The following is a 17552-nucleotide window of genomic DNA, read 5'->3' as shown; positions in this document are numbered from 1 at the left end:
CATGGCGGACCTGGTCGCGGTGTTCCTGTTCATCGGGGTGATCGCCTACTGCGTGCTGGGCGGCGCCGACTTCGGGGCGGGGTTCTGGGACCTGATCGCGGGCGGGGCCGGGCGCGGCCGGGAACCCCGCCACCTGATCGACGACTCCCTCGCCCCGGTGTGGGAGGCGAACCACACCTGGCTGATCTACTGCCTGGTCATGCTGTGGAGCGGCTTCCCGCCGGCGTTCGCCGCGCTGACCTCGACGCTGTACCTCCCCCTGGGGATCGCCGCGCTCGGCATCGTGCTGCGCGGAGCGGGCTTCGCCTTCCGCAAGGCCTCGATCCGCACCCCCGAGCAGCGGGTGTACGGCGCCGCGTTCGCGTTCTCCTCCGTGCTGACGCCCTACTGCTTCGGCTCGATCGCGGGCGCCCTGGCCTCCGGGCGCGTGCCCGCCCGGGGCGACGGTGACCCCGTCACCAGCTGGCTGAACCCGACCAGCGCCCTCGGCGGCGTGCTCGCCGTGCTGGCCTGCGCCTACCTGGCGGCCACCTACCTGACGGTGGCCGCCGACCGGCACCGGGACCCCCGCCTGTCCCGGTACTTCCGCGACCGGGCCCTCGCGGCGGGCGTCGTCACCGGCGCCGTCAGCATCGCGGGCGTCTTCGTCCTGCGGGCGGACGCCCCCCGCCTCTTCCACGAGCTCAGCCACCGCGCTCTGCCGCTCGCCCTGCTCGCGGCCCTCTGCGGCCTGCTGGGCCTGGCCTTGCTGCGCGCCGGGCGGACCCGTGGCCTGCGCGCGACCGCCGCGGCAGCCGTCGCGCTCATCGTCAGCGGCTGGGGCGTCTCCCAGTACCCCTACCTCCTCGGCACCCACCTGCCCGTCCAGGACGCGGCGGCGCCGCACGCCACCCTCGTCGTCCTCGTCGGCGTCGCCTGCGCGGCCGGCGTCCTCATCCTGCCGTCCCTGGTCCTGCTGTTCCGGGTCATGGGCCGCGCCGACGTCGCGGACCCGGCCACGCACGAGACACCGTGAGCGGGGCCCGGGGACGGAGGCGACCCGCCCTGTGGCAACCGACGACAACGGTGGCCGCCCGGCCCGGCCGGCACGGACGTCGTACCGGGTCCCCAGCCGGCCGGACTCCCCGCCGCGCGTGGACACGCGGCCGACCGGGGCGCGCAGGGTCCGGTCTCCGCGTCCGGCGCCGGGGCCGCACGCGAAGCCGCCGCGCAGGTCCCTCCCGGTTCCGGCGGGACAGGCGCCGGTCAGCCGACGCGCAGCAGCTCCAGCAGCTCGCGCGCGTACGTGAGGGACTCCTCCACCGTCCCCACCTCGTACATGGTGTCCACCATGACGTGTTCGACGCCCGTCCGGTCGTGCACGGAACGGATCGCGTCCGCCACCGCCCGCACGCCCGTGCCCGCCGAGACGTTGACCCGCAGCACGGTGTCGATGTCCTCCGGGTCCCGCCCGGCGGCACGCGCCCACGTGTCGAGCTGCGCCTGCTGGGCGGCCAGACCGTCGGTGTCCACGTATTCCGGCACCACGCACAGCGGCAGCCACCCGTCCGCGCGCCGAGCGACCCGGCGCAGCGCCCGCTCGGAGAGCGCGCCCAGGTACACCGGGGGACGCGGCGGCCGGGCCGGCTTGAGCGGGGCGTGGTGCCGGGGCACCGACAGCAGCGCCCCGGAGTACTCGGCGGGATCGTCGGTCCACACGGCTTCGAGCGCGTCGAGCAGTTCGTCCAGCAGGGCCCCGCGCCGGCGGAAGTCCCGTCCCGCGGCCTCGTACTCCTCCGGCGACCAGCCGATGCCGAACCCGGCCAGCAGCCGGCCGCCGCTGATCAGGTCGATGGTGGTCAGCGCCCGTGCCAGCTGCACGGGCGGATACAGGGGGGCGATGAGCACATGGGAACCGAGCAGCACCCGCTCGGTCGCGGCGGCGGCCACCCCGAGGAGCACGAAGGGGTCGGCGGCCGGGTTGAGCTCCGGCGGAATGGTGGTGCCCTGTCCGCCGTAGCCGACGCTGGGCCGCACAGCCGCCAGGTTGCGGTCGCCCACCCAGAGGCTCGCGGCACCGGCCCGTTCCACCTCCCGCGCGAAGTCCGCGACCCGGGCGACCTCGAACGCCTGACGGTGGAACTGCGGGAGTGCGAATCCGATGCGCATGGCTGCCTTCGCGGGACGGGCGACGGGGGGCGACGGGTGGGCGACGGGAGGGCTACGGGAGGCACAGCCTACACACGCCGAGGTGCGTACCGACACACGTATCTCACCGGCCGTACAAGGTGTCTGCCCGTGTCAGCGCGGAATGCCGCGCGCGGGCGGCGGGTCCGCCCTAGAGTGTGGCTGTTCCACGCATTCGTCCGTCGCCGAATCGGCTGGGAAGGGTATGACACACATGACCCGAGAGGTTTCCGAACCGGTGCCCCAGATGGTCCTGTCCCCGCTGACCAGCGCGGCGATCTTCCTGGTGGTCACCATCGACAGCGGCGGCGAGACCACGGTCCGCGAGCTGCTGTCCGACGTCGGCTCCCTGGAACGGGCCGTGGGGTTCCGCGCCCAGCCCGAGGGCCGGCTCAGCTGTGTCACCAGTATCGGCTCGCACGCCTGGGACCGCCTGTTCGGCGGGCCGCGCCCGGCAGGGCTGCACCCCTTCCGGGAACTGAGGGGACCGGTGCACCGGGCCGTGGCCACCCCCGGCGACCTGCTCTTCCACATCCGGGCCGCGCGGCTCGACCTGTGCTTCGCGCTCGCCACGGAGATCATGAGCCGGCTGCGCGGTGCGGTCACGGTCCAGGACGAGGTGCAGGGCTTCAAGTACTTCGACGAACGCGACCTGCTCGGCTTCGTCGACGGCACGGAGAACCCGACGGGTGCCGCGGCGCGCGCGGCCGTCCTCGTCGGCGAGGAGGACCCGCCGTTCGCGGGCGGCAGCTACGTCGTCGTCCAGAAGTACCTGCACGACCTGGAGGCCTGGGAGGCGCTGCCGGTCGAGGCGCAGGAGCGGGTGATCGGCCGGCGCAAGCTGTCCGACGTGGAACTCGCCGACGACGTCAAACCGGCCGACTCACACGTCTCCCTCACCACCGTCACCGACCCGGACGGCACCGAACACGAGATCCTGCGCGACAACATGCCCTTCGGCGCGGCCGGCCGGGGCGAGTTCGGCACCTACTTCATCGGCTACGCCCGCACCCCCGAGGTGACGGAGACGATGCTGGAGCGGATGTTCCTGGGCACGGAGTCGGCGCCGCACGACCGGATCCTGGACTTCTCCACCGCGGTCACCGGCACCCTGTTCTTCACACCGTCCGCGGACTTCCTCGAAGACCTCCCCGAGCCGCCGGCCGCCGGGGCCGTCGCCGCCGCCACACCGACCGACAGCCAGGTCCGATCCTCCGGGTCCTCCCTCGGGATCGGCAGCATGAAGCGGAGCCTTTCCCGATGAACAACCTGCACCGTGAACTCGCGCCCGTCTCCGAGGCCGCGTGGGCCGACCTGGAGGAGGAGGCCCGCCGCACCTTCAAGCGCCATGTCGCGGCCCGCCGCATCGTCGACGTACCCGAACCGGGCGGCGCCGGGCTCGCCGGCGTGGGCACCGGTCACCTGGACGCCCTCGACACCCCCGCGGACGGGGTCATCGCGCACACCCGCCGCTTCCAGCCGCTGGTCGAACTCCGGGTGCCGTTCACCGTGGACCGCCGGCAGGTGGACGACGTCGCCCGGGGCGCCAAGGACGCCGACTGGCAGCCGGTGAAGGACGCGGCCCGGCGGCTGGCGTTCGCCGAGGACCGGGCCGTGTTCGAGGGCTACCCGGCGGCCGGGATCACCGGGCTGCGGGCGAGCTCGTCCAACCCGGAGCTGACGCTCCCCGCCGACGTGCGCGACTACCCGGACGCCGTCAGCCAGGCGGTCACGGCCCTGCGCCTGGCCGGTGTGGACGGCGCCTACACCCTGGCGCTGAGCGCCGAGGCGTACACGGCCGTCAGCGAGACCTCCGACCACGGTTACCCGGTCATCAAGCACCTCGCCCGGCTGCTCGACGGCGACATCGTCTGGGCGCCCGCGATCGACGGCGCCTTCCTGCTCTCCACCCGCGGTGGCGACTTCGAACTGCGCCTCGGCCAGGACGTGTCGATCGGCTACCTGTCGCACGACGCGACGAGCGTCACCCTGTACTTCCAGGAGACCCTGACCTTCCTGGCGTACACCGGTGAGGCCGTGGTGGCCCTGTCACCCGCCCCGGCGGGCGCCTGACGCGCGAGCGGCACCGGGTGGACACGCGGCCACCCGGTGCCGCGCCGTTCCCGGCGAGGGCGACGCGCCCTCCGCGCACCGGGCCGGTTCCGGCGGTCCGGGCCCAACGAGGGCGCAGGCCCCCTCCTTACGGTCCGGCTTCAGCCGAGGAGCCTCTCGCCGATGCCGGCGCCGGAGGAGACGCCGTAGTCCTTGGGACCGTAGACGGTGACGCCGCTGGTGCCCAGGCCGCCGCTGGTGCCGCGCAGTTGCCAGACGGCGCCGTCGTCCTCGTTTTCGCCGGGGGCGGAGACGACGAGGTCTGCCTTGCCGTCGCGGTTGTAGTCAGCGAGGCGGACCTGGGAGCCGAACACGTCGTTGAACTCGGCGCTGCCGGGAACGCCGGTGGTGTCCTGTGAGTAGCGTGCGGCGCCGGTGGTGGTGAGCCCGCCGGCGCTTCCGCGCAGGACGAGCACGTCACCTCCTCTGGTCGCTCGGCCGAGGGACTCGTAGGGGATGCCGATGGCGAGGTCCGCGCGGTGGTCGCCGTTGACGTCGGCGATGGACATCGCCGCGCCGAACTGGTCGTCCTTCTCGTCGGCGCCGGGGACGCCGGCGGTGTTCTGGTGGTACACGCGGCCCGAGGGGGCGAGTCCGCCGCTCAACCGGGGGTCGCCGTAGCGGACGGTGACGTAGCCGGAGCCGTTGCTCGGATCGGCCAGTCCGTTGGGGTTGAGACGGGGGTCGGACAAGGCGACGACGAGGTCGTCGCGGCCGTCGCCGTTGAGGTCCCCGGCCGCCACGCGGTCTCCGCCGGCGAGCCGGGTCCGGGCGGTGAAGGAGTCGGCGTCGGTGGTGCCCGGCTCCTGGCCGTAGACGACGGTGGTCTTCTGCTGGACCACGGCCAGCTCGTCCTTGCCGTCGCCGGTGAAGTCGCCGGCCGCGAGGTGCCCGCCGCTGGTGGAGTCGGGGCCGTAGACGTCGTAGCCGGCGGGGGCTTTCGTGCGGGTGAACGTGCCGGAGTACAGCCGCAGGGACGTCTGCCCGCTGACGGCGATGTCCGGGCGGGAGTCGCCGGTGAAGTCGCCCACGGCGATGTCGGAGCCGAACAGGCGCCCGGGGTACGTCGGTCCCGACGGCAGCGTGAGGGCGCTGGCGAACGGTGAGGTGCCGCCCCACAGCACGGTCACCGAGCCGTTCCCCGACGCGTCTCCTTCGCTGCCGACCAGCAGGTCGGCGTACCCGTCGCGGTTCATGTCGCCACTGGCGAGGCTGCTGCCGAAGTAGTCCTGGTACCCGGGCGTGCCGGGGACGTCGGCCGAGTTCTGCGTGATGTAGACGTGCTTGCCGGTCAGGCCGTGGGCGGAGCCGAAGGTGACGAGGACGGCACCGGCGTGCTGCTTCCCGCTGCTCGTCTTGCTCGGCATGCCGATGGCCAGATCCCGGTATCCGTCGCCGTTGAAGTCATCGGTCAGCTTGGACCCGGCGGCTGCGGCGCGGTCGGCAGAGACGGCCATCAGGCCGCCGGTCAGACAAGCCGCCAGGGCCGCTGCCACGGCAAGACGGACGGAGTGACGCACGAAGACCTCCTGTATCGCCGCGGATGCCGACGGCCCCCGCGGACCGGAACGACGGGCTCACGCCCCCGGGTCCGGCGGGCCAGGGGCTCGATCACGCGAAGCGCGACGAAGATCAGACGCCCCACCGCCACCGATGGTTGTACCGTGGCCGCCACGCGCCGGTCCCGCCCGCACGGCGGCCGAGCGGCGAACTCTCCCGCCGTTCGCCGTGGCCCGCCTCGACGTCGAGGGACGGCCGCCGACGGAACCAGCGTGACCGTCGATCCACGGCCGATGGACGTGCCACCCACGTGTGCGGGACGAGCCACCGGTTGTCCGCGATCGCGGTACCTGCTGGTCGGCACTGGGCCGTACTTGGTCGACCGCGTCGACGGGGGACTCCACGGCCCGCGAGCCCGGCATGATCCGAACGGAAGACCTTAGCGCGGGGAGTGGGTGAGCAGGTGGTCGATGGCCTCGCTGACGTCGTCGACGGTGTGGTGGGGGGTGTCCAGGCCGTCGGGCCAGGTGCGGCCCCGGACCCATATCGTGCGCAGGCCGGCGCGGTAGCCGCCGGCGATGTCGGCTTCCGGGTCGTCGCCGGTCATCCAGTCGCCCGGAGTGAGCTGGGTGCCGCACCGGGCCGCCGCGAGCTCGAAGAGCCTCGGATCCGGTTTGCGGACGTCGATGTCGCCGGACGCGGCGATGCCGTCGATCAGGTCGGCCAGCCCGGTCGCTCGCACTTTGGCGCGCTGGATGTCGCTGGCTCCGTTCGTGGCGACTCCGATGCTCCAGCCGGCCTCCTTGAGACGGGCGAGCGCGGCGAGCACGGTGGGGCGGCAGGTCACGGCGGACGCCATGCGGTCGATGTAGACCCGCCAGAGGTGATCGCCGGACTCGGCGATCGGGAAGGCGGCGCGCAGGCGGTCGAAGTCGGACCGGTCGGCGCGGTCGGCGAGTTCGGTCAGCAGCCAGGTCTCGATCTCGGGGCCGTAGCCGTGGTCGTGGCTGAGCGTGGCTATGGCGTCGGCGACGGCACTGGTGCGGTCGACCAGGGTGCCGTCCAAGTCGAAGATCGCGAGTCTCACGAGCACGGACCCTACCCGGCCTCCTTCGGATACGGACAGGTGCGGGTAACCCCCCTGTGTGAACACCTGCCTGCCGGATGGTGGCGGACGAGCCGGTCCACGAGGGTGAGGGGGTCGTCGCACGCGTAAAGACGAGGAGGCCCCTTGCAGACCCGCCGCACCGCCTTGCTGTCGGCCGTCGCCGCCGCCGTCACCCTCTCCGCCGCCTCCGCCCGGACCGCTTGTGCCGCCCCGCGCCAGGCCCGGCTCGTGCGGCTGACGCTGCCCGCGCCCAGTGGGCCGTGCCCCGTGGGGACGGTGTCGCTGCGCCTCGTCGATGCCTCACGTCCCGACCCCTGGACGGCCTCGCGGCCGTACCGGGAGCTCATGATCGGCATCCGGTACCCGGCCCGCGCCGCCGGCATGTACCCGGCCGCACCGCAGATGCTCCCCGGGGAGGCCGCCGGGTTCGCCGCTCTGAACAACCTCTCCGGTGTGCCGAGCGACGAGGTCGACTGGTCCGCCACTCGTACGCACGCCCACGAAGGCGCCCCGGCCGACCGGGACTCGGGCCCGTACCCGGTCGTCTGCTACTCACCCGGTGCCGGGGACCCGCGTTCCCTGGGCACCACGCTCTGCGACGACCTCGCCTCCCGGGGATACGTCGTGGTGACGATCGATCACACCTACGACGCCACGGCTGTCGAGTTCCCCGGCGGCCGGGTGGAGAGCACCGTCCTTCCCGCGGAGTACGCCAAGGCGTACCCGGACCCGGACCGCATCACCGCGCTCCTGCGGAAGACGCTGGCCGTGCGGGTGGCCGACACCCGCTTCGTCCTCGACGCGCTGCCCCGTGCGCTGCCCCGGGGACTGCGCGGCATGCCGGACCTCGACCGCATCGGCATGTTCGGCCAGTCGGCGGGGGGTTTCACGGCCTTGCAGGCGATGCACGACGACCCGCGCATCGCGGCGGCGGCCGACCTCGACGGCGTTCTCGCCTACGTCCAGGACGACAGCACCCCCGGCAACCTCTCCACCGTCGCCGCCGACGGCCTGGAGCGCCCCTTCCTGCTGATCGGCAAGGAGGGCAACGACCTGGGCACCGTGCCGTCCTGGGACTCCCTGTGGCGGCACAGTCACGGCTGGCGCCGGGGCCTGACCCTGCGTGGCGCGGAACACGCGACCTACACCGACGCGGAGGTGATCGTCCCGCAGATCGCCCATCGGCTCGGCCTGCCCCGCGAGACGGTCGTCGAGAACATCGGCACCATCGCACCACGGCGCGCGATCGACGCCCAACGGGCCTGCCTCGCCGCCTTCTTCGACCGCTGGCTGCGCGGCCGGGACGACCAAGGGCTGCTGGACGGCCGGTCGGACCGCTACCCGGAGGCGCGCTTCTTCCCCCGATGACCAGTCACCCCCACACGAGCCCCCGCACCCCCGGCGCTCCGAGTGAGGCGGACGACGGTTGCCTCTTCGCGCGAGGCCGGCCCTCGCCTTCCGGGCCGGCCTCACCTCGTGTGGGTGACCTTCTCTCGGCCTGCTTTCCGCAACCCGGGCCGGCCGCGCGGCATGCGCACGGGGGGCAGAAACCATCCTGCCTCCTGACGCCGCCTGTCCGGAAAACCTTTTTGCACACACATTCCCCTTTCTGCGCCCTCGGGGCGCCGCCACGATCGGTCGTGCGGTCCGCCGCAGGGCGGGCGCAGACGGTCGGATCTCGGGACGAGGGGTGCGATATGACGGTACGTCAGCAACGTGCGGGGCGGCTGCGAGGGACGCTCTCGCGAGTGGTGGGGGGACGACGATGAGCACAGCTCCGGCGGCCACGGCCGGTGAACCCTCCGCCCCGCCGGTCAGCACGGTCGCGGGGACCGGCGCCGCGGGGTTCGGCGGGGACAACGGTCCCGCCGTCTCCGCACAGGTGAACCGTCCGTACGGGGTCGCGGTGGACAGCACCGGCACCCTCTACTTCAGCGACTTCCAGAACCACCGGATCCGCAGGATCACGACCGACGGCAGGATCAGCACGGTCGCGGGGACCGGCGTCGCGGGGTTCGGCGGGGACAACGGTCCCGCCGTCTCCGCACAGTTGAACTGGCCGCGGGAGATCGCGGTGGACCGCGCGGGCGACATCTACGTCGTCGACACCAACAACCACCGGGTGCGGAAGATCACCGCCGACGGGAGGATCACCACGGTCGCCGGCACGGGCGCCGCCGCGTTCGGCGGTGACGGCGGCCCCGCCACCGCCGCCCGGCTGAACCTCCCGACGGGAGTGGCGGTCGGCGGTGACGGCGTCCTCTACGTCGCCGAGTACGTCAACAACCGCGTCCGGAAGATCGCGGCCGACGGGACGATCAGCACGGTCGCCGGGACCGGGGCCGTGGGCTTCGCAGGAGACGGCGGCCCCGCGGTCTCGGCCCAGCTGAACCGCCCGCACGCGGTGGCGGTGGACGGCGAGGGTGTCCTCTACATCGCCGACGGCGAGAACCACCGGGTCCGCAAGGTCACGGCCGACGGGAAGATCGGCACCGTCGCCGGCACGGGCGCCGCGGGCTTCGCCGGTGACGGCGGCCCGGCCGCCTCGGCCCAGCTGTACCTCCCCGTGGGGCTCGCGCTGGACAGCACCGGCGCGCTCTACATCGCCGAGTTCCGCAACCACCGCGTCCGGAAGGTCACGGCCGACGGGAAGATCACCACGGTCGCCGGCACGGGCGCCGCGGGCTTCGCCGGTGACGGCGGCCCGGGCGCCACCGCCCAGCTGAACCACCCGTTCGGGCTCGCCGTGGACTGCGTCGACACCCTGTACATCGCCGACGACCTCAACCACCGCATCCGGAAGATCGCGTCGACGAGGATGAAGGGGCTGCCCGAGTCCGGCACGGTGGTCTCCTGGGCCAACGTCCGCAGCCGGCTGCGGATGGGGGTCTGGCGTGAGTCGACCAGGGACGGGGCCGAGATCCACCAGTTGCTCGCCGCGCCCAGGGACCACCAGCGGTGGCGGCTGGTGGCGGCGGGCCAGGAAGACGGCGATGTCCTGTACCGGATCGAGAACCTGCGCAGCGGCAAGGTCCTGGAGGTCGTCGGGGCGGGGGAGGCGGCCGGGGCGGTGATCGCGCAGCGCGCCTACGAGGGTGCTGACGCACACCACCAGCAGTGGCGGCTCATCCCCGTCGGCCCGGTGGACGGTGCCCCGCGGGTGTACGAGATCGCGAACCGGAACAGCGGTCTGCTGCTGCGGGTCGACACCAACGCCCGTACGGTGATCACCCAGGACGGGGCCGGGGGCGACCACCGGGGCCGGCAGTGGCAGTTGCTGCCCGTGTGACGCACGGAAGGGTCAGGGGCGGCTGCGCCCCTGACCCTTCGGACCCCGTGTCCTCAGCCGGAAGCGGACGGATCCTCGGCGGTCGTCCTGGCCGCCTTGGGTGCCTCCGGGGCCTTGGGGGGTTTGGTGAGGTCGCTCTTGCTGGGCCTGGTCTCCAGGTCCTCGTCCTTCTGCAGACCGCTGTGCTGCGTGACGGTCGTACTGGACTCCTGCATGCCGGCGGCGGCGGCCTCGGAGACCGAGCCGGGATCCCGGGCGTACCGGGCCTGTTCACCGGCCGACGCCTGGGTGGTCCGGACGAAGGAGCCGAGGAAGCCGAGGACGGCCCGCGCCTCGGGCGACGTCTCCCGCACGACCTTCGCGCGCGAGGAGGCCCCGTGGATCGCGTCGCCGAACAGGCTCGTGCTCGTGTCGTCGTACGTGTCGTCGTCGGCGTCCTCGAAGTCGACGCCGGCACCGGGCTGCGGCTTCGAGCCGTCGGTGGTCACCGAGAAGAGCCCTGCGCTCCTGCCCGCGAAGCCGAAGATGTTGTCGAACACCATGGTCGTCACCCCTGGTCGTCGTCGTGGCGGCGCCGCCGCCGGTCATGGCTGCTTGTAGAGGGCTCGTGGGCTGTAGGTCAGGTTCTCCACGTCGAGCATCGTGTGGTCGACCTCCAGAGCGGAGACGACCTCGGCCAGCCCCTTCATCCGGAAACCGCCGCCGGCCAGGTCGATGTCGCCGATGTCACGGGCGACCAGCCCGTCGAGGCCGGGGTACCCGGGCTGCGGGGGAGACAGGACGGGCACCGGCACGTCGTACTTCACCGCGATCAGTCCGGAGAAGGTGACCGGGATCTCGTAGGTGAACTGCTTGCGGGTACGCCGCTGCGTCACGACGGTCCGCACACGGGAGCCCGCCGGGACCTGGCCCGAGATCTGCGACTTGGAGGCCCAGCTGGTGGTCAGGGAGCCGCCGACGGAGGCCGAGATGCCCAGCAGCAACGAGGCGTTGAGCGTGGCGGTCCCGGTGGCGCTGCCCTGGGTGGTGAATCCCACCGAGTTCGTCACCGTGTTCGTCGCGGAGTTCCCCGCCGAGTTCGTCGTGCCCGTGTCGGTGGCGTTGGCGTTGTCGACCCCGATGTTGTCCTTGCTGTTCTTGTTGGTCACGGTGGTGGTGTTCTTGTTCGTCATGTCGTTGCGCAACTGCGTGCCGAGCTGGGACTGAAGATCCATCCGCAGCTGGTTCTGCAACTGCAACTGGAGCTGCGCGCTGACACTGCCGCCGAAGGTGAGCTTCGCCTCTCCGTGGAGCGACCACGTGACCCCGTTCGACACCGTGAAGTCGACCGAGTCGGTGAAGGTCATGGCCGTCGTCTGGCTCCGGTTGACGTAGGTGCGCGAGGAGAACGTCTCGGGCGGGGGCCGGCCGATGTCGCCCCGTTCCTCGATCAGCGGTTCCCCGAGGTTCATGTAGGCGAGCCAGCCCAGCTGGGAAGCGGTTCCGGGAAAGCTCCCGAAACTCGACTTGTTCACGGAGAACCCGACGGGCTTGTGCTTGACACCGTTGTTGTCGACGTAGACCAGGTTGGGATGGTTGAGAATGGACTGCCAGGTCTGCTCGATGTCCAGTTCCCGCAGGTTCCTCTTCGTCAGCGGCTGACGCTTGGCACGTTCCAGGATGTACGCGGTGGAAGACATTCGCCGTCCTCGACTGATTCCGGATTGAACCGCGTTCGGTCCGACAATCGAAGCTAGCACCGGCGGAATTTCGCGGGAAGAGGTCTCCGAATATCACCTCCTATCGAGTGATTGAGGTTCCCCGGTCGCTCAACTCGCCTATTTCCAGGGTACGTTGTAAAACCGTCGACCACTCGGCCGGCGACTTTCCCCTTTCGGCCGTCCATGAGTTTTCCGGTGGCCGTTTCGGCCGGTAATTCCACTGTCCGTGGTTCCCCGCATCCAGAAAAAGGTGAGGTTTCCGCGATGTACACCCAAGAACGCACGACGCTGACGAATCTGGTGGTCGGCGGCCCGGTCGCGGTGAACAGCTACGACAACGCGATCGTGGCGGCGCTGGTCGAGAACCGGCCGGTCATGCTCGTCCACGCCTACAACGGCGGCTATCTGCGGCCCGCCGAGCTGAAGGCGGACAGCCACGACAAGGGGGTGAAGCTGGCCACGGCGCTCGAGCCGGCCACCAAGGAGGCCAACGGCCACCTCTGGCACATCACCCCCGCCGGCTTCTTCGGGCAGCGGCCGCTGTACTTCATCGAGAGCGCCGCGGGCCAGGTTCCGCCCAAGCCCGCCCCGGCAGGCACGGCCGACACCGGCCGCGGCGACGACGGTGTGCCCCGGCCGCAGCGCAGGCGCGTCACGGTCCACCGGGACGCCCCCAAGAGCACCGCCGACACCGTCCAGGTGGGCCTCCCCGACAAGGTCGGCGACAACTGGCGGGGGAAGAACGGCGCGATCGAGGACACCCAGCTCTGGGTCGTCACGGTCACGCCGTGGGGCGGGATCACCTTCGTGCCGATCACCCACCCCGACGCCATCCTCGGCTTCAAGGACCACGCGGTGACGGCCGACAGCGAGGTGCGCGTCACCTACAACTGGGGCGGGGACTTCACCGGCACGGTCATCAACACGTTCTACCCGCGGCTGCCCAACGAGTGGGACGTCCCCTACCACCACGTGTTCACGTGACGCGCGGCCGCCGCCGCGCCACCCCCGTCACCGGCCACCGCCCCCTTCGCCTGGAAGAGGCACCACCATGCCCGTGCCCACGGAAGAACTGAAACTGGAGATCGTCAACGCCGCCACGGGGGAGACCCTCGGTACCAGGGCCACGCCGGGAACGGACGGGGCGCTCGTCGTCCGCGACTTCCCCGACGGCGGCCCGAGCCCCCAGCGCTGGCAACTCGTCCCGGTCCGGCCCGCGCAGGGCGCATCGGCACCGGCGGAACAGACCTATGTGATCCGCAACGCGGCCGGCGGCAAGGTGCTCGACAACCCCGCCGCCGCCGACCGCGGCGTCCGCCAGTGGGACGCCACCGTCGGCAGACAGGGCCAGCAGTGGCACGTCGTCCCCGTCGCGGGCGAAGCGGGCCTGTACGTCATCGAGGGCGTCACCGACGGTGCCGTCCTCGACCTCGCCGACCCCGGTCCGGACGACACCCGGGTCGTCCTGCGCGCGTACGACGAGAACGCCCCGAGCCAGCGGTGGCGGTTCGTCACGGCGGAGCCCGAGCGCACCAGCGACCCCGCGCTGCGCTGGGCGGCCCTGAGCCACTGGAACGGCCGCCGCTCCTGGCGGCTGTCCCGCTCGACCGCGCTGCGCCCGGCACCCGGCGCGACGCCCTCCTTCAGCGACATGCTGCTGGTCCTGACGCGGTTCGGGAGCGACCAGGACGCCGGCGGCTGGAAGGGCGACGGGACCGACAGCTCGCCCGGCGGGCGGCCCGGCTGGTGGGCCGGGCCCGGCGCGCGGTTCCTCGCCGACACCACGGGAACGGGACGGGCGGACATCGTGGGGCTCAAACCCGGGCGGGGAGCAGTGACGTCGTCCAGCGAAGGCGACGGCACCTTCCAGGACGACGAGCGCGTCCTGCACCCGCCCGCGCCCTCCCCGAGCCCCGCGGACCTGTGGACCCTCGCGGACACGACGGGCGACGGCAGGCCCGACGTCGTCGTGCTCGCCGCCGACGGTGTCCGGGTGTCCGCTCAGGACGCGTCGGGCTCCTTCGCGCCGGCGGGCGGCAAGCTGGTCCTCAAGGCGTTCGGGCACGGCCGGCAGGCCGGCGGATGGCTCGGCGACAAGCATCCCCGTTTCCTCGTGGACACCACCGGTGACGGGCGCGCCGACATCGTCGGCTGCCACGACGACGGTGTCTGGATCTCCCTCCAGGACGGCGAGGGGAACTTCGCCCCGATCGGTGACGAACCGGTGCTCAGGGCGTTCGGCCACGACGAGAAGGCGGGTGGCTGGCGTGTCGGCAGGCATCCCCGTTTCCTCGTGGACACCACCGGTGACGGGCGCGCCGACATCGTCGGCTGCCACGACGACGGCGTCTGGGTCTCCCTCCAGGGCGAGGACGGCACGTTCGCCGAACCCCTGTACGTCCTCGACGACTTCGGCGTCGACCAGGGGTGGAACCCGGCCGGGGGACACCCCCGCTTCCTGGTCGGCACCACCGGCGGGGCCGTCGACATCATCGGGTTCGGCCCTCAGGGCGTCGTCGTCTCGCGCGGGCGCGGCGACGGCACGTTCGAGCCCGCGAAGCTCGTCCTGAACGACTTCGGAGGCGCCCAGGGGTGGACGGGAGGCAAGCACCTCCGCTTCCCCGCCGACGTCACCGGTGACGGCCTCCCGGACCTCGTCGGCTTCGGCGACGAGGGGGTCTGGGTGTCCCGCAACCGCGGCGACGGCCGGTTCGAGCAGGCCCAGCTGGTGTGCCGCGGGTTCGGCCACGACGACGACGCCGGCGCCTGGCGGGTCGACCGCCACCCCCGCTTCCTCGCCGACGTCACCGGCGACGGACGCGTCGACATCGTCGGCTTCGGCGGTCCGGGTGTGTACGTGGCCCGCAACCTGCACCGTCGTTTCCGCACCCGGTGACCCGTCCGCGGGCCCGCGGTGCGGACAGGTACCGCACACTTCTCTGACCGCTTCCTGACATGGCGTGACTACCGTCCCGCGCATGCGCACACCTCCCGGCCGTTCACACGGTCACCAGGACAGCACCCCCGGGATCCTCCGGCACGCGCTCCGCGTCACCGTCGCGATGTCGTCGGCCGTCGTCGCACTGGTCACACCGGCCGCGGCCGCCGGCACCGCACCGCACGAGCCGTCGTACACCGACGGCGCGGTGCGGGCGGACGCCCTCACCGCCTACGCCGGGGCCACGACCGCACAGGCGCGCGCCCGGATCGACGCCTACTGGACCCCCGAGCGGATGAAGCTGGCGGGCGCCCTGGTCCCCGAGATCACCCCCGTGCCCGAGGACGACGACACGCCGGACGACCCGCGGCCGCTCCCCCCGGACACACCGGACTCCGGGTCGGTGTGGACGCACGGCGGGTCGGTGGAGAAGAACGTCGGCCGCCTGTTCTTCACCTTCTCCGACGGCTACGACGGCAGTTGCACCGCGACGGTCGTCACCGGCGCCAACCGCAGTACCGTCGTCACGGCGGCCCACTGCCTCAGAGGCGTCGGTTCGCCGTCCGCCGACGACACCTGGAACCACAACTTCTACTTCGTGCCCGGATACCGCAACGGCACGAAACCGCTCGGTGGCTTCACCGTCAGGACCATGGCGACCTCGTCCCGCTGGGACGCCGACCCGGACACCACGGAATCGTCGGACGTCGCCGCCGCCGGCTACGACACCGGACTCCTCGTGGCGAACCCCGCCGCCGGCGGGCGCCCCATCGCGGACGTCACCGGGAGCCAGCGCATCGGGTTCGGACGGCCCGCCGAGGGCGAGTTCGTCCACGCCTTCGGTTATCCGGACTACGGACTCAACGACCCCGGGGACAAGTACGTCGGCTCCCGGATGATCCACTGCGCGGGCCCGAGCCACCCCGGTCCCCGGACACCCCTGCTGTGGGGTGAGACCTGCGACATGTCCGCCGGGTCGAGCGGCGGCCCGCACCTGGCCGGCTTCGACACCCGCACCGGCACCGGCACCGTCGTGGGCGTCACCAGCACCGACGAGGAACTCGCGGGCGGGCAGGGCCCCGCGCTCTACGCCACCCGCTTCGGCGCCGACGCCCGCCGCCTCTACGACTGGGCGCAGTCGCGATAGGACCCGGGTGCACGCGGGGCTTGTCCGGCGCCTCCACGGTCTGCGCGGCGGCGCCTACTGGTAGCAGGGGGGCCCGCAGAGCACGGTGACCGTGCCGCCGCCGTCGGCCGCGACGGGGGCGGTGCCGTGCGCCGGGGCCGTGGGGGTCCTGCTCGTCTCCCAGGGCATCGGGGCGGCCACCGCCTGAGGGGCGAGGGCGGTGAAGGCCGCGGTGGCCAGGAACAGGACGGAAACCACCCGTTCGCGCAGACGCATGCGTACTCCTTGATCGACGTAAGGCCGGTGAGACGCGGCCGCCGGCCTGACGCTCGGACAGGCCGCCGCCGCTCACGTCCAGCCTCGGGGTTCGCGCCGCCCGACGCGAGGTTCACCGCGGAGATCCGGCACATCTCCGCACGGTCACCGCGAACGGCGGACCGCGTTCCGGGCACGGCCGGGCGCAGGCCGCCCGTCCACGCGCTCGGTGCCGAGGCCGGCCGGCCCTGGACGGCGGGAGGCGTTCGTGATCGGGTGGGGGGCCATGACCTCCTTGATCCGCCATATCACCGTCGACTGCGCCGATCCCTACGCTCTCGCGCGTTTCTGGGCCGATGTCCTGGACGGCTCCCTGGCCGATGACGACGTCCCGGGAGATCCGGAAGCCGTGGTGACGTCCGCCGCGGCCACCTTGCTGTTCGTCAGGGTCGGCGATCCCAGGACGGTGAAGAACCGCGTGCACGTGGATCTCCAGCCCCAGGACCTCACCCGGGACGAGGAGGTCGAGCGGCTGCTCTCGCTCGGTGCCACGCTCGAGGCCGACCACCGCAGGCCCGACGGGACGGGGTGGGTGACGCTGCACGACCCCGAGGGCAACGAGTTCTGTGTGGAACGCAGCGCGGCGGAGCGGGCGAACGGCTGACGGCACGGCTCGCGGGCACGGGTGAGCGGGGCGGGAGTCGCCTCCCGCCCCGCTCCGTCGAGCCGCGGTGGATGACCGTCAGCGCAGCGTGTACGCCGTCGGGATGGTCTGTCTGACGGTGTTGCCCCGGCTGTCGGTCGCGCTGATCCTCAGTCCGACACCCTCGGCGGCCTTCTCCCGCCGCGGGTTGTCGATGGTGGTGGTGAACGTGTTCTTCCCGGCCGCCTTCGTGGCCGCGGGATGCCAGGTCCTGCCTCCGTCGAAGGTGGTCTCCGCCTTCAGCGAGGTCACCTCGGGCAGCTCGGTGAGCCGCTGCTGGTAGTAGCCGACGACGGTCACCTCGTGCTTCTCCCCGGCCTTGGCCGTGTTGTCGAGGGCCAGGCCGAAGTCGTAGCGCAGGAAGATCAGCGGCTCGGGACGGCAGGCCGCCTGATTGCCGCCGACCAGCTCACCGATGCACGGGTCCTGCTTCGGGGCGTCGTCCTTGGTCGCCGTGGCGGAGGTGTACTGCCACACCGTCCTGACGTCGTCGGTCCGCGTCTCGAACGTGTACCGGGCGGACGTGGCCGGAAGGTCGTAGGAGACGAGGTCACCGCCCTTGCAGCCGGCGAGCGCCAGCACCGCTGCGGCTGCGAGCAGCGTGAGGGCTCCTCTCCTGCGCCGCGCCGATGGCACCGGGGTGTTCATCGTGTGG

The 17552-nt window shown here is 72.3% G+C and carries 16 protein-coding genes; 9 read left to right on the top strand and 7 right to left on the bottom strand.

The window, feature by feature from the left end; all coding sequences use genetic code 11:
• The first annotated feature begins 1 nt into the window (after position 1).
• Complete coding sequence (locus LG395_RS14195; protein ID WP_225809739.1) at positions 2 to 1015, top strand: cytochrome d ubiquinol oxidase subunit II; 1014 nt, start codon at positions 2 to 4, stop codon at positions 1013 to 1015.
• Between the two features lie 230 nt (positions 1016 to 1245).
• On the opposite strand, the gene LG395_RS14190 is transcribed toward LG395_RS14195, so the two are convergent.
• A complete protein-coding gene (locus LG395_RS14190) occupies positions 1246 to 2148 on the bottom strand; it encodes a TIGR03619 family F420-dependent LLM class oxidoreductase (protein ID WP_225809738.1) in 903 nt (300 codons plus the stop codon).
• Positions 2149 to 2380: 232 nt separating this feature from the next.
• Here LG395_RS14190 and LG395_RS14185 point away from each other — a divergent pair, with 232 nt between their 5' ends.
• Together LG395_RS14185 and LG395_RS14180 are read left to right on the top strand one after the other, a co-directional pair.
• Entirely contained in the window at positions 2381 to 3430 is a 1050-nt protein-coding gene (locus LG395_RS14185; protein ID WP_225809736.1) for a Dyp-type peroxidase, read from the top strand.
• Positions 3427 to 4239: a family 1 encapsulin nanocompartment shell protein gene (locus LG395_RS14180; protein WP_225809735.1), complete on the top strand. Its 813-nt coding sequence runs from the start codon at positions 3427 to 3429 to the stop codon at positions 4237 to 4239. Before LG395_RS14185 ends, LG395_RS14180 begins: the two co-directional genes overlap by 4 nt.
• Before the next feature lie 140 nt (positions 4240 to 4379).
• On the opposite strand, the gene LG395_RS14175 is transcribed toward LG395_RS14180, so the two are convergent.
• A complete protein-coding gene (locus LG395_RS14175) occupies positions 4380 to 5798 on the bottom strand; it encodes an FG-GAP-like repeat-containing protein (protein WP_225809733.1) in 1419 nt (472 codons plus the stop codon).
• Positions 5799 to 6217: 419 nt separating this feature from the next.
• A complete protein-coding gene (locus LG395_RS14170) occupies positions 6218 to 6865 on the bottom strand; it encodes an HAD family hydrolase (protein ID WP_225809730.1) in 648 nt (215 codons plus the stop codon).
• Between the two features lie 144 nt (positions 6866 to 7009).
• On the opposite strand from LG395_RS14170, the gene LG395_RS14165 reads away from it, so the two are divergent.
• Together LG395_RS14165 and LG395_RS14160 are read left to right on the top strand one after the other, a co-directional pair.
• Entirely contained in the window at positions 7010 to 8254 is a 1245-nt protein-coding gene (locus tag LG395_RS14165; protein WP_225809729.1) for an alpha/beta hydrolase family protein, read from the top strand.
• Positions 8255 to 8651: 397 nt separating this feature from the next.
• The gene (locus tag LG395_RS14160) at positions 8652 to 10175 is read left to right on the top strand and encodes an NHL domain-containing protein (protein WP_225809728.1); all 1524 of its coding nucleotides are present in this window, start codon (positions 8652 to 8654) and stop codon (positions 10173 to 10175) included.
• A 53-nt stretch (positions 10176 to 10228) separates the two neighbouring features.
• Here LG395_RS14160 and LG395_RS14155 read toward each other — a convergent pair whose 3' ends face one another.
• Together LG395_RS14155 and LG395_RS14150 are read right to left on the bottom strand one after the other, a co-directional pair.
• Entirely contained in the window at positions 10229 to 10717 is a 489-nt protein-coding gene (locus tag LG395_RS14155; RefSeq protein ID WP_225809726.1) for a hypothetical protein, read from the bottom strand.
• 42 nt (positions 10718 to 10759) lie between these two features.
• Complete coding sequence (locus LG395_RS14150; protein ID WP_225809724.1) at positions 10760 to 11854, bottom strand: hypothetical protein; 1095 nt, start codon at positions 11852 to 11854, stop codon at positions 10760 to 10762.
• Between the two features lie 285 nt (positions 11855 to 12139).
• On the opposite strand from LG395_RS14150, the gene LG395_RS14145 reads away from it, so the two are divergent.
• The 3 genes from LG395_RS14145 (at position 12140) to LG395_RS14135 (ending at position 15960) form a co-directional block, all read left to right on the top strand.
• A complete protein-coding gene (locus tag LG395_RS14145) occupies positions 12140 to 12859 on the top strand; it encodes a hypothetical protein (protein WP_225809723.1) in 720 nt (239 codons plus the stop codon).
• 67 nt (positions 12860 to 12926) lie between these two features.
• Positions 12927 to 14771: an FG-GAP-like repeat-containing protein gene (locus LG395_RS14140; RefSeq protein WP_225809721.1), complete on the top strand. Its 1845-nt coding sequence runs from the start codon at positions 12927 to 12929 to the stop codon at positions 14769 to 14771.
• 82 nt (positions 14772 to 14853) lie between these two features.
• Positions 14854 to 15960: a trypsin-like serine peptidase gene (locus tag LG395_RS14135; protein ID WP_225809719.1), complete on the top strand. Its 1107-nt coding sequence runs from the start codon at positions 14854 to 14856 to the stop codon at positions 15958 to 15960.
• Between the two features lie 54 nt (positions 15961 to 16014).
• Here LG395_RS14135 and LG395_RS14130 read toward each other — a convergent pair whose 3' ends face one another.
• Positions 16015 to 16215 carry a hypothetical protein gene (locus LG395_RS14130; RefSeq protein WP_225809717.1) on the bottom strand — a complete coding sequence of 67 codons (201 nt, stop codon included), beginning with the start codon at positions 16213 to 16215 and terminating at the stop codon, positions 16015 to 16017.
• 265 nt (positions 16216 to 16480) lie between these two features.
• On the opposite strand from LG395_RS14130, the gene LG395_RS14125 reads away from it, so the two are divergent.
• Entirely contained in the window at positions 16481 to 16858 is a 378-nt protein-coding gene (locus tag LG395_RS14125; RefSeq protein WP_225809715.1) for a VOC family protein, read from the top strand.
• A 78-nt stretch (positions 16859 to 16936) separates the two neighbouring features.
• Here LG395_RS14125 and LG395_RS14120 read toward each other — a convergent pair whose 3' ends face one another.
• Positions 16937 to 17545, bottom strand: coding sequence for a hypothetical protein (locus tag LG395_RS14120; RefSeq protein WP_225809713.1), 609 nt, complete (start codon positions 17543 to 17545; stop codon positions 16937 to 16939).
• Positions 17546 to 17552 lie beyond the last annotated feature (7 nt).

The sequence above is a fragment of the Streptomyces spinosus genome, assembly GCF_020400655.1.
GTDB lineage: Bacteria > Actinomycetota > Actinomycetes > Streptomycetales > Streptomycetaceae > Streptomyces > Streptomyces argyrophylli.
The sequence above is the reverse complement of the archived record's forward strand: the minus strand, read 5'-3'. Positions and strand labels throughout refer to the sequence as shown.

Bases quoted from the DNA above. Each gene is read 5' to 3' on its own strand.
- LG395_RS14190 (WP_225809738.1), bottom strand. From the start codon at position 2,148: ATGCGCATCGGATTCGCACTCCCGCAGTTCCACCGTCAGGCGTTCGAG.
- LG395_RS14150 (WP_225809724.1), bottom strand. From the start codon at position 11,854: ATGTCTTCCACCGCGTACATCCTGGAACGTGCCAAGCGTCAGCCGCTG.
- LG395_RS14160 (WP_225809728.1), top strand. From the start codon at position 8,652: ATGAGCACAGCTCCGGCGGCCACGGCCGGTGAACCCTCCGCCCCGCCG.
- LG395_RS14155 (WP_225809726.1), bottom strand. From the start codon at position 10,717: ATGGTGTTCGACAACATCTTCGGCTTCGCGGGCAGGAGCGCAGGGCTC.
- LG395_RS14120 (WP_225809713.1), bottom strand. From the start codon at position 17,545: ATGAACACCCCGGTGCCATCGGCGCGGCGCAGGAGAGGAGCCCTCACG.
- LG395_RS14125 (WP_225809715.1), top strand. From the start codon at position 16,481: ATGACCTCCTTGATCCGCCATATCACCGTCGACTGCGCCGATCCCTAC.
- LG395_RS14195 (WP_225809739.1), top strand. From the start codon at position 2: ATGGCGGACCTGGTCGCGGTGTTCCTGTTCATCGGGGTGATCGCCTAC.
- LG395_RS14185 (WP_225809736.1), top strand. From the start codon at position 2,381: ATGACCCGAGAGGTTTCCGAACCGGTGCCCCAGATGGTCCTGTCCCCG.
- LG395_RS14145 (WP_225809723.1), top strand. From the start codon at position 12,140: ATGTACACCCAAGAACGCACGACGCTGACGAATCTGGTGGTCGGCGGC.
- LG395_RS14140 (WP_225809721.1), top strand. From the start codon at position 12,927: ATGCCCGTGCCCACGGAAGAACTGAAACTGGAGATCGTCAACGCCGCC.
- LG395_RS14135 (WP_225809719.1), top strand. From the start codon at position 14,854: ATGCGCACACCTCCCGGCCGTTCACACGGTCACCAGGACAGCACCCCC.
- LG395_RS14180 (WP_225809735.1), top strand. From the start codon at position 3,427: ATGAACAACCTGCACCGTGAACTCGCGCCCGTCTCCGAGGCCGCGTGG.
- LG395_RS14130 (WP_225809717.1), bottom strand. From the start codon at position 16,215: ATGCGTCTGCGCGAACGGGTGGTTTCCGTCCTGTTCCTGGCCACCGCG.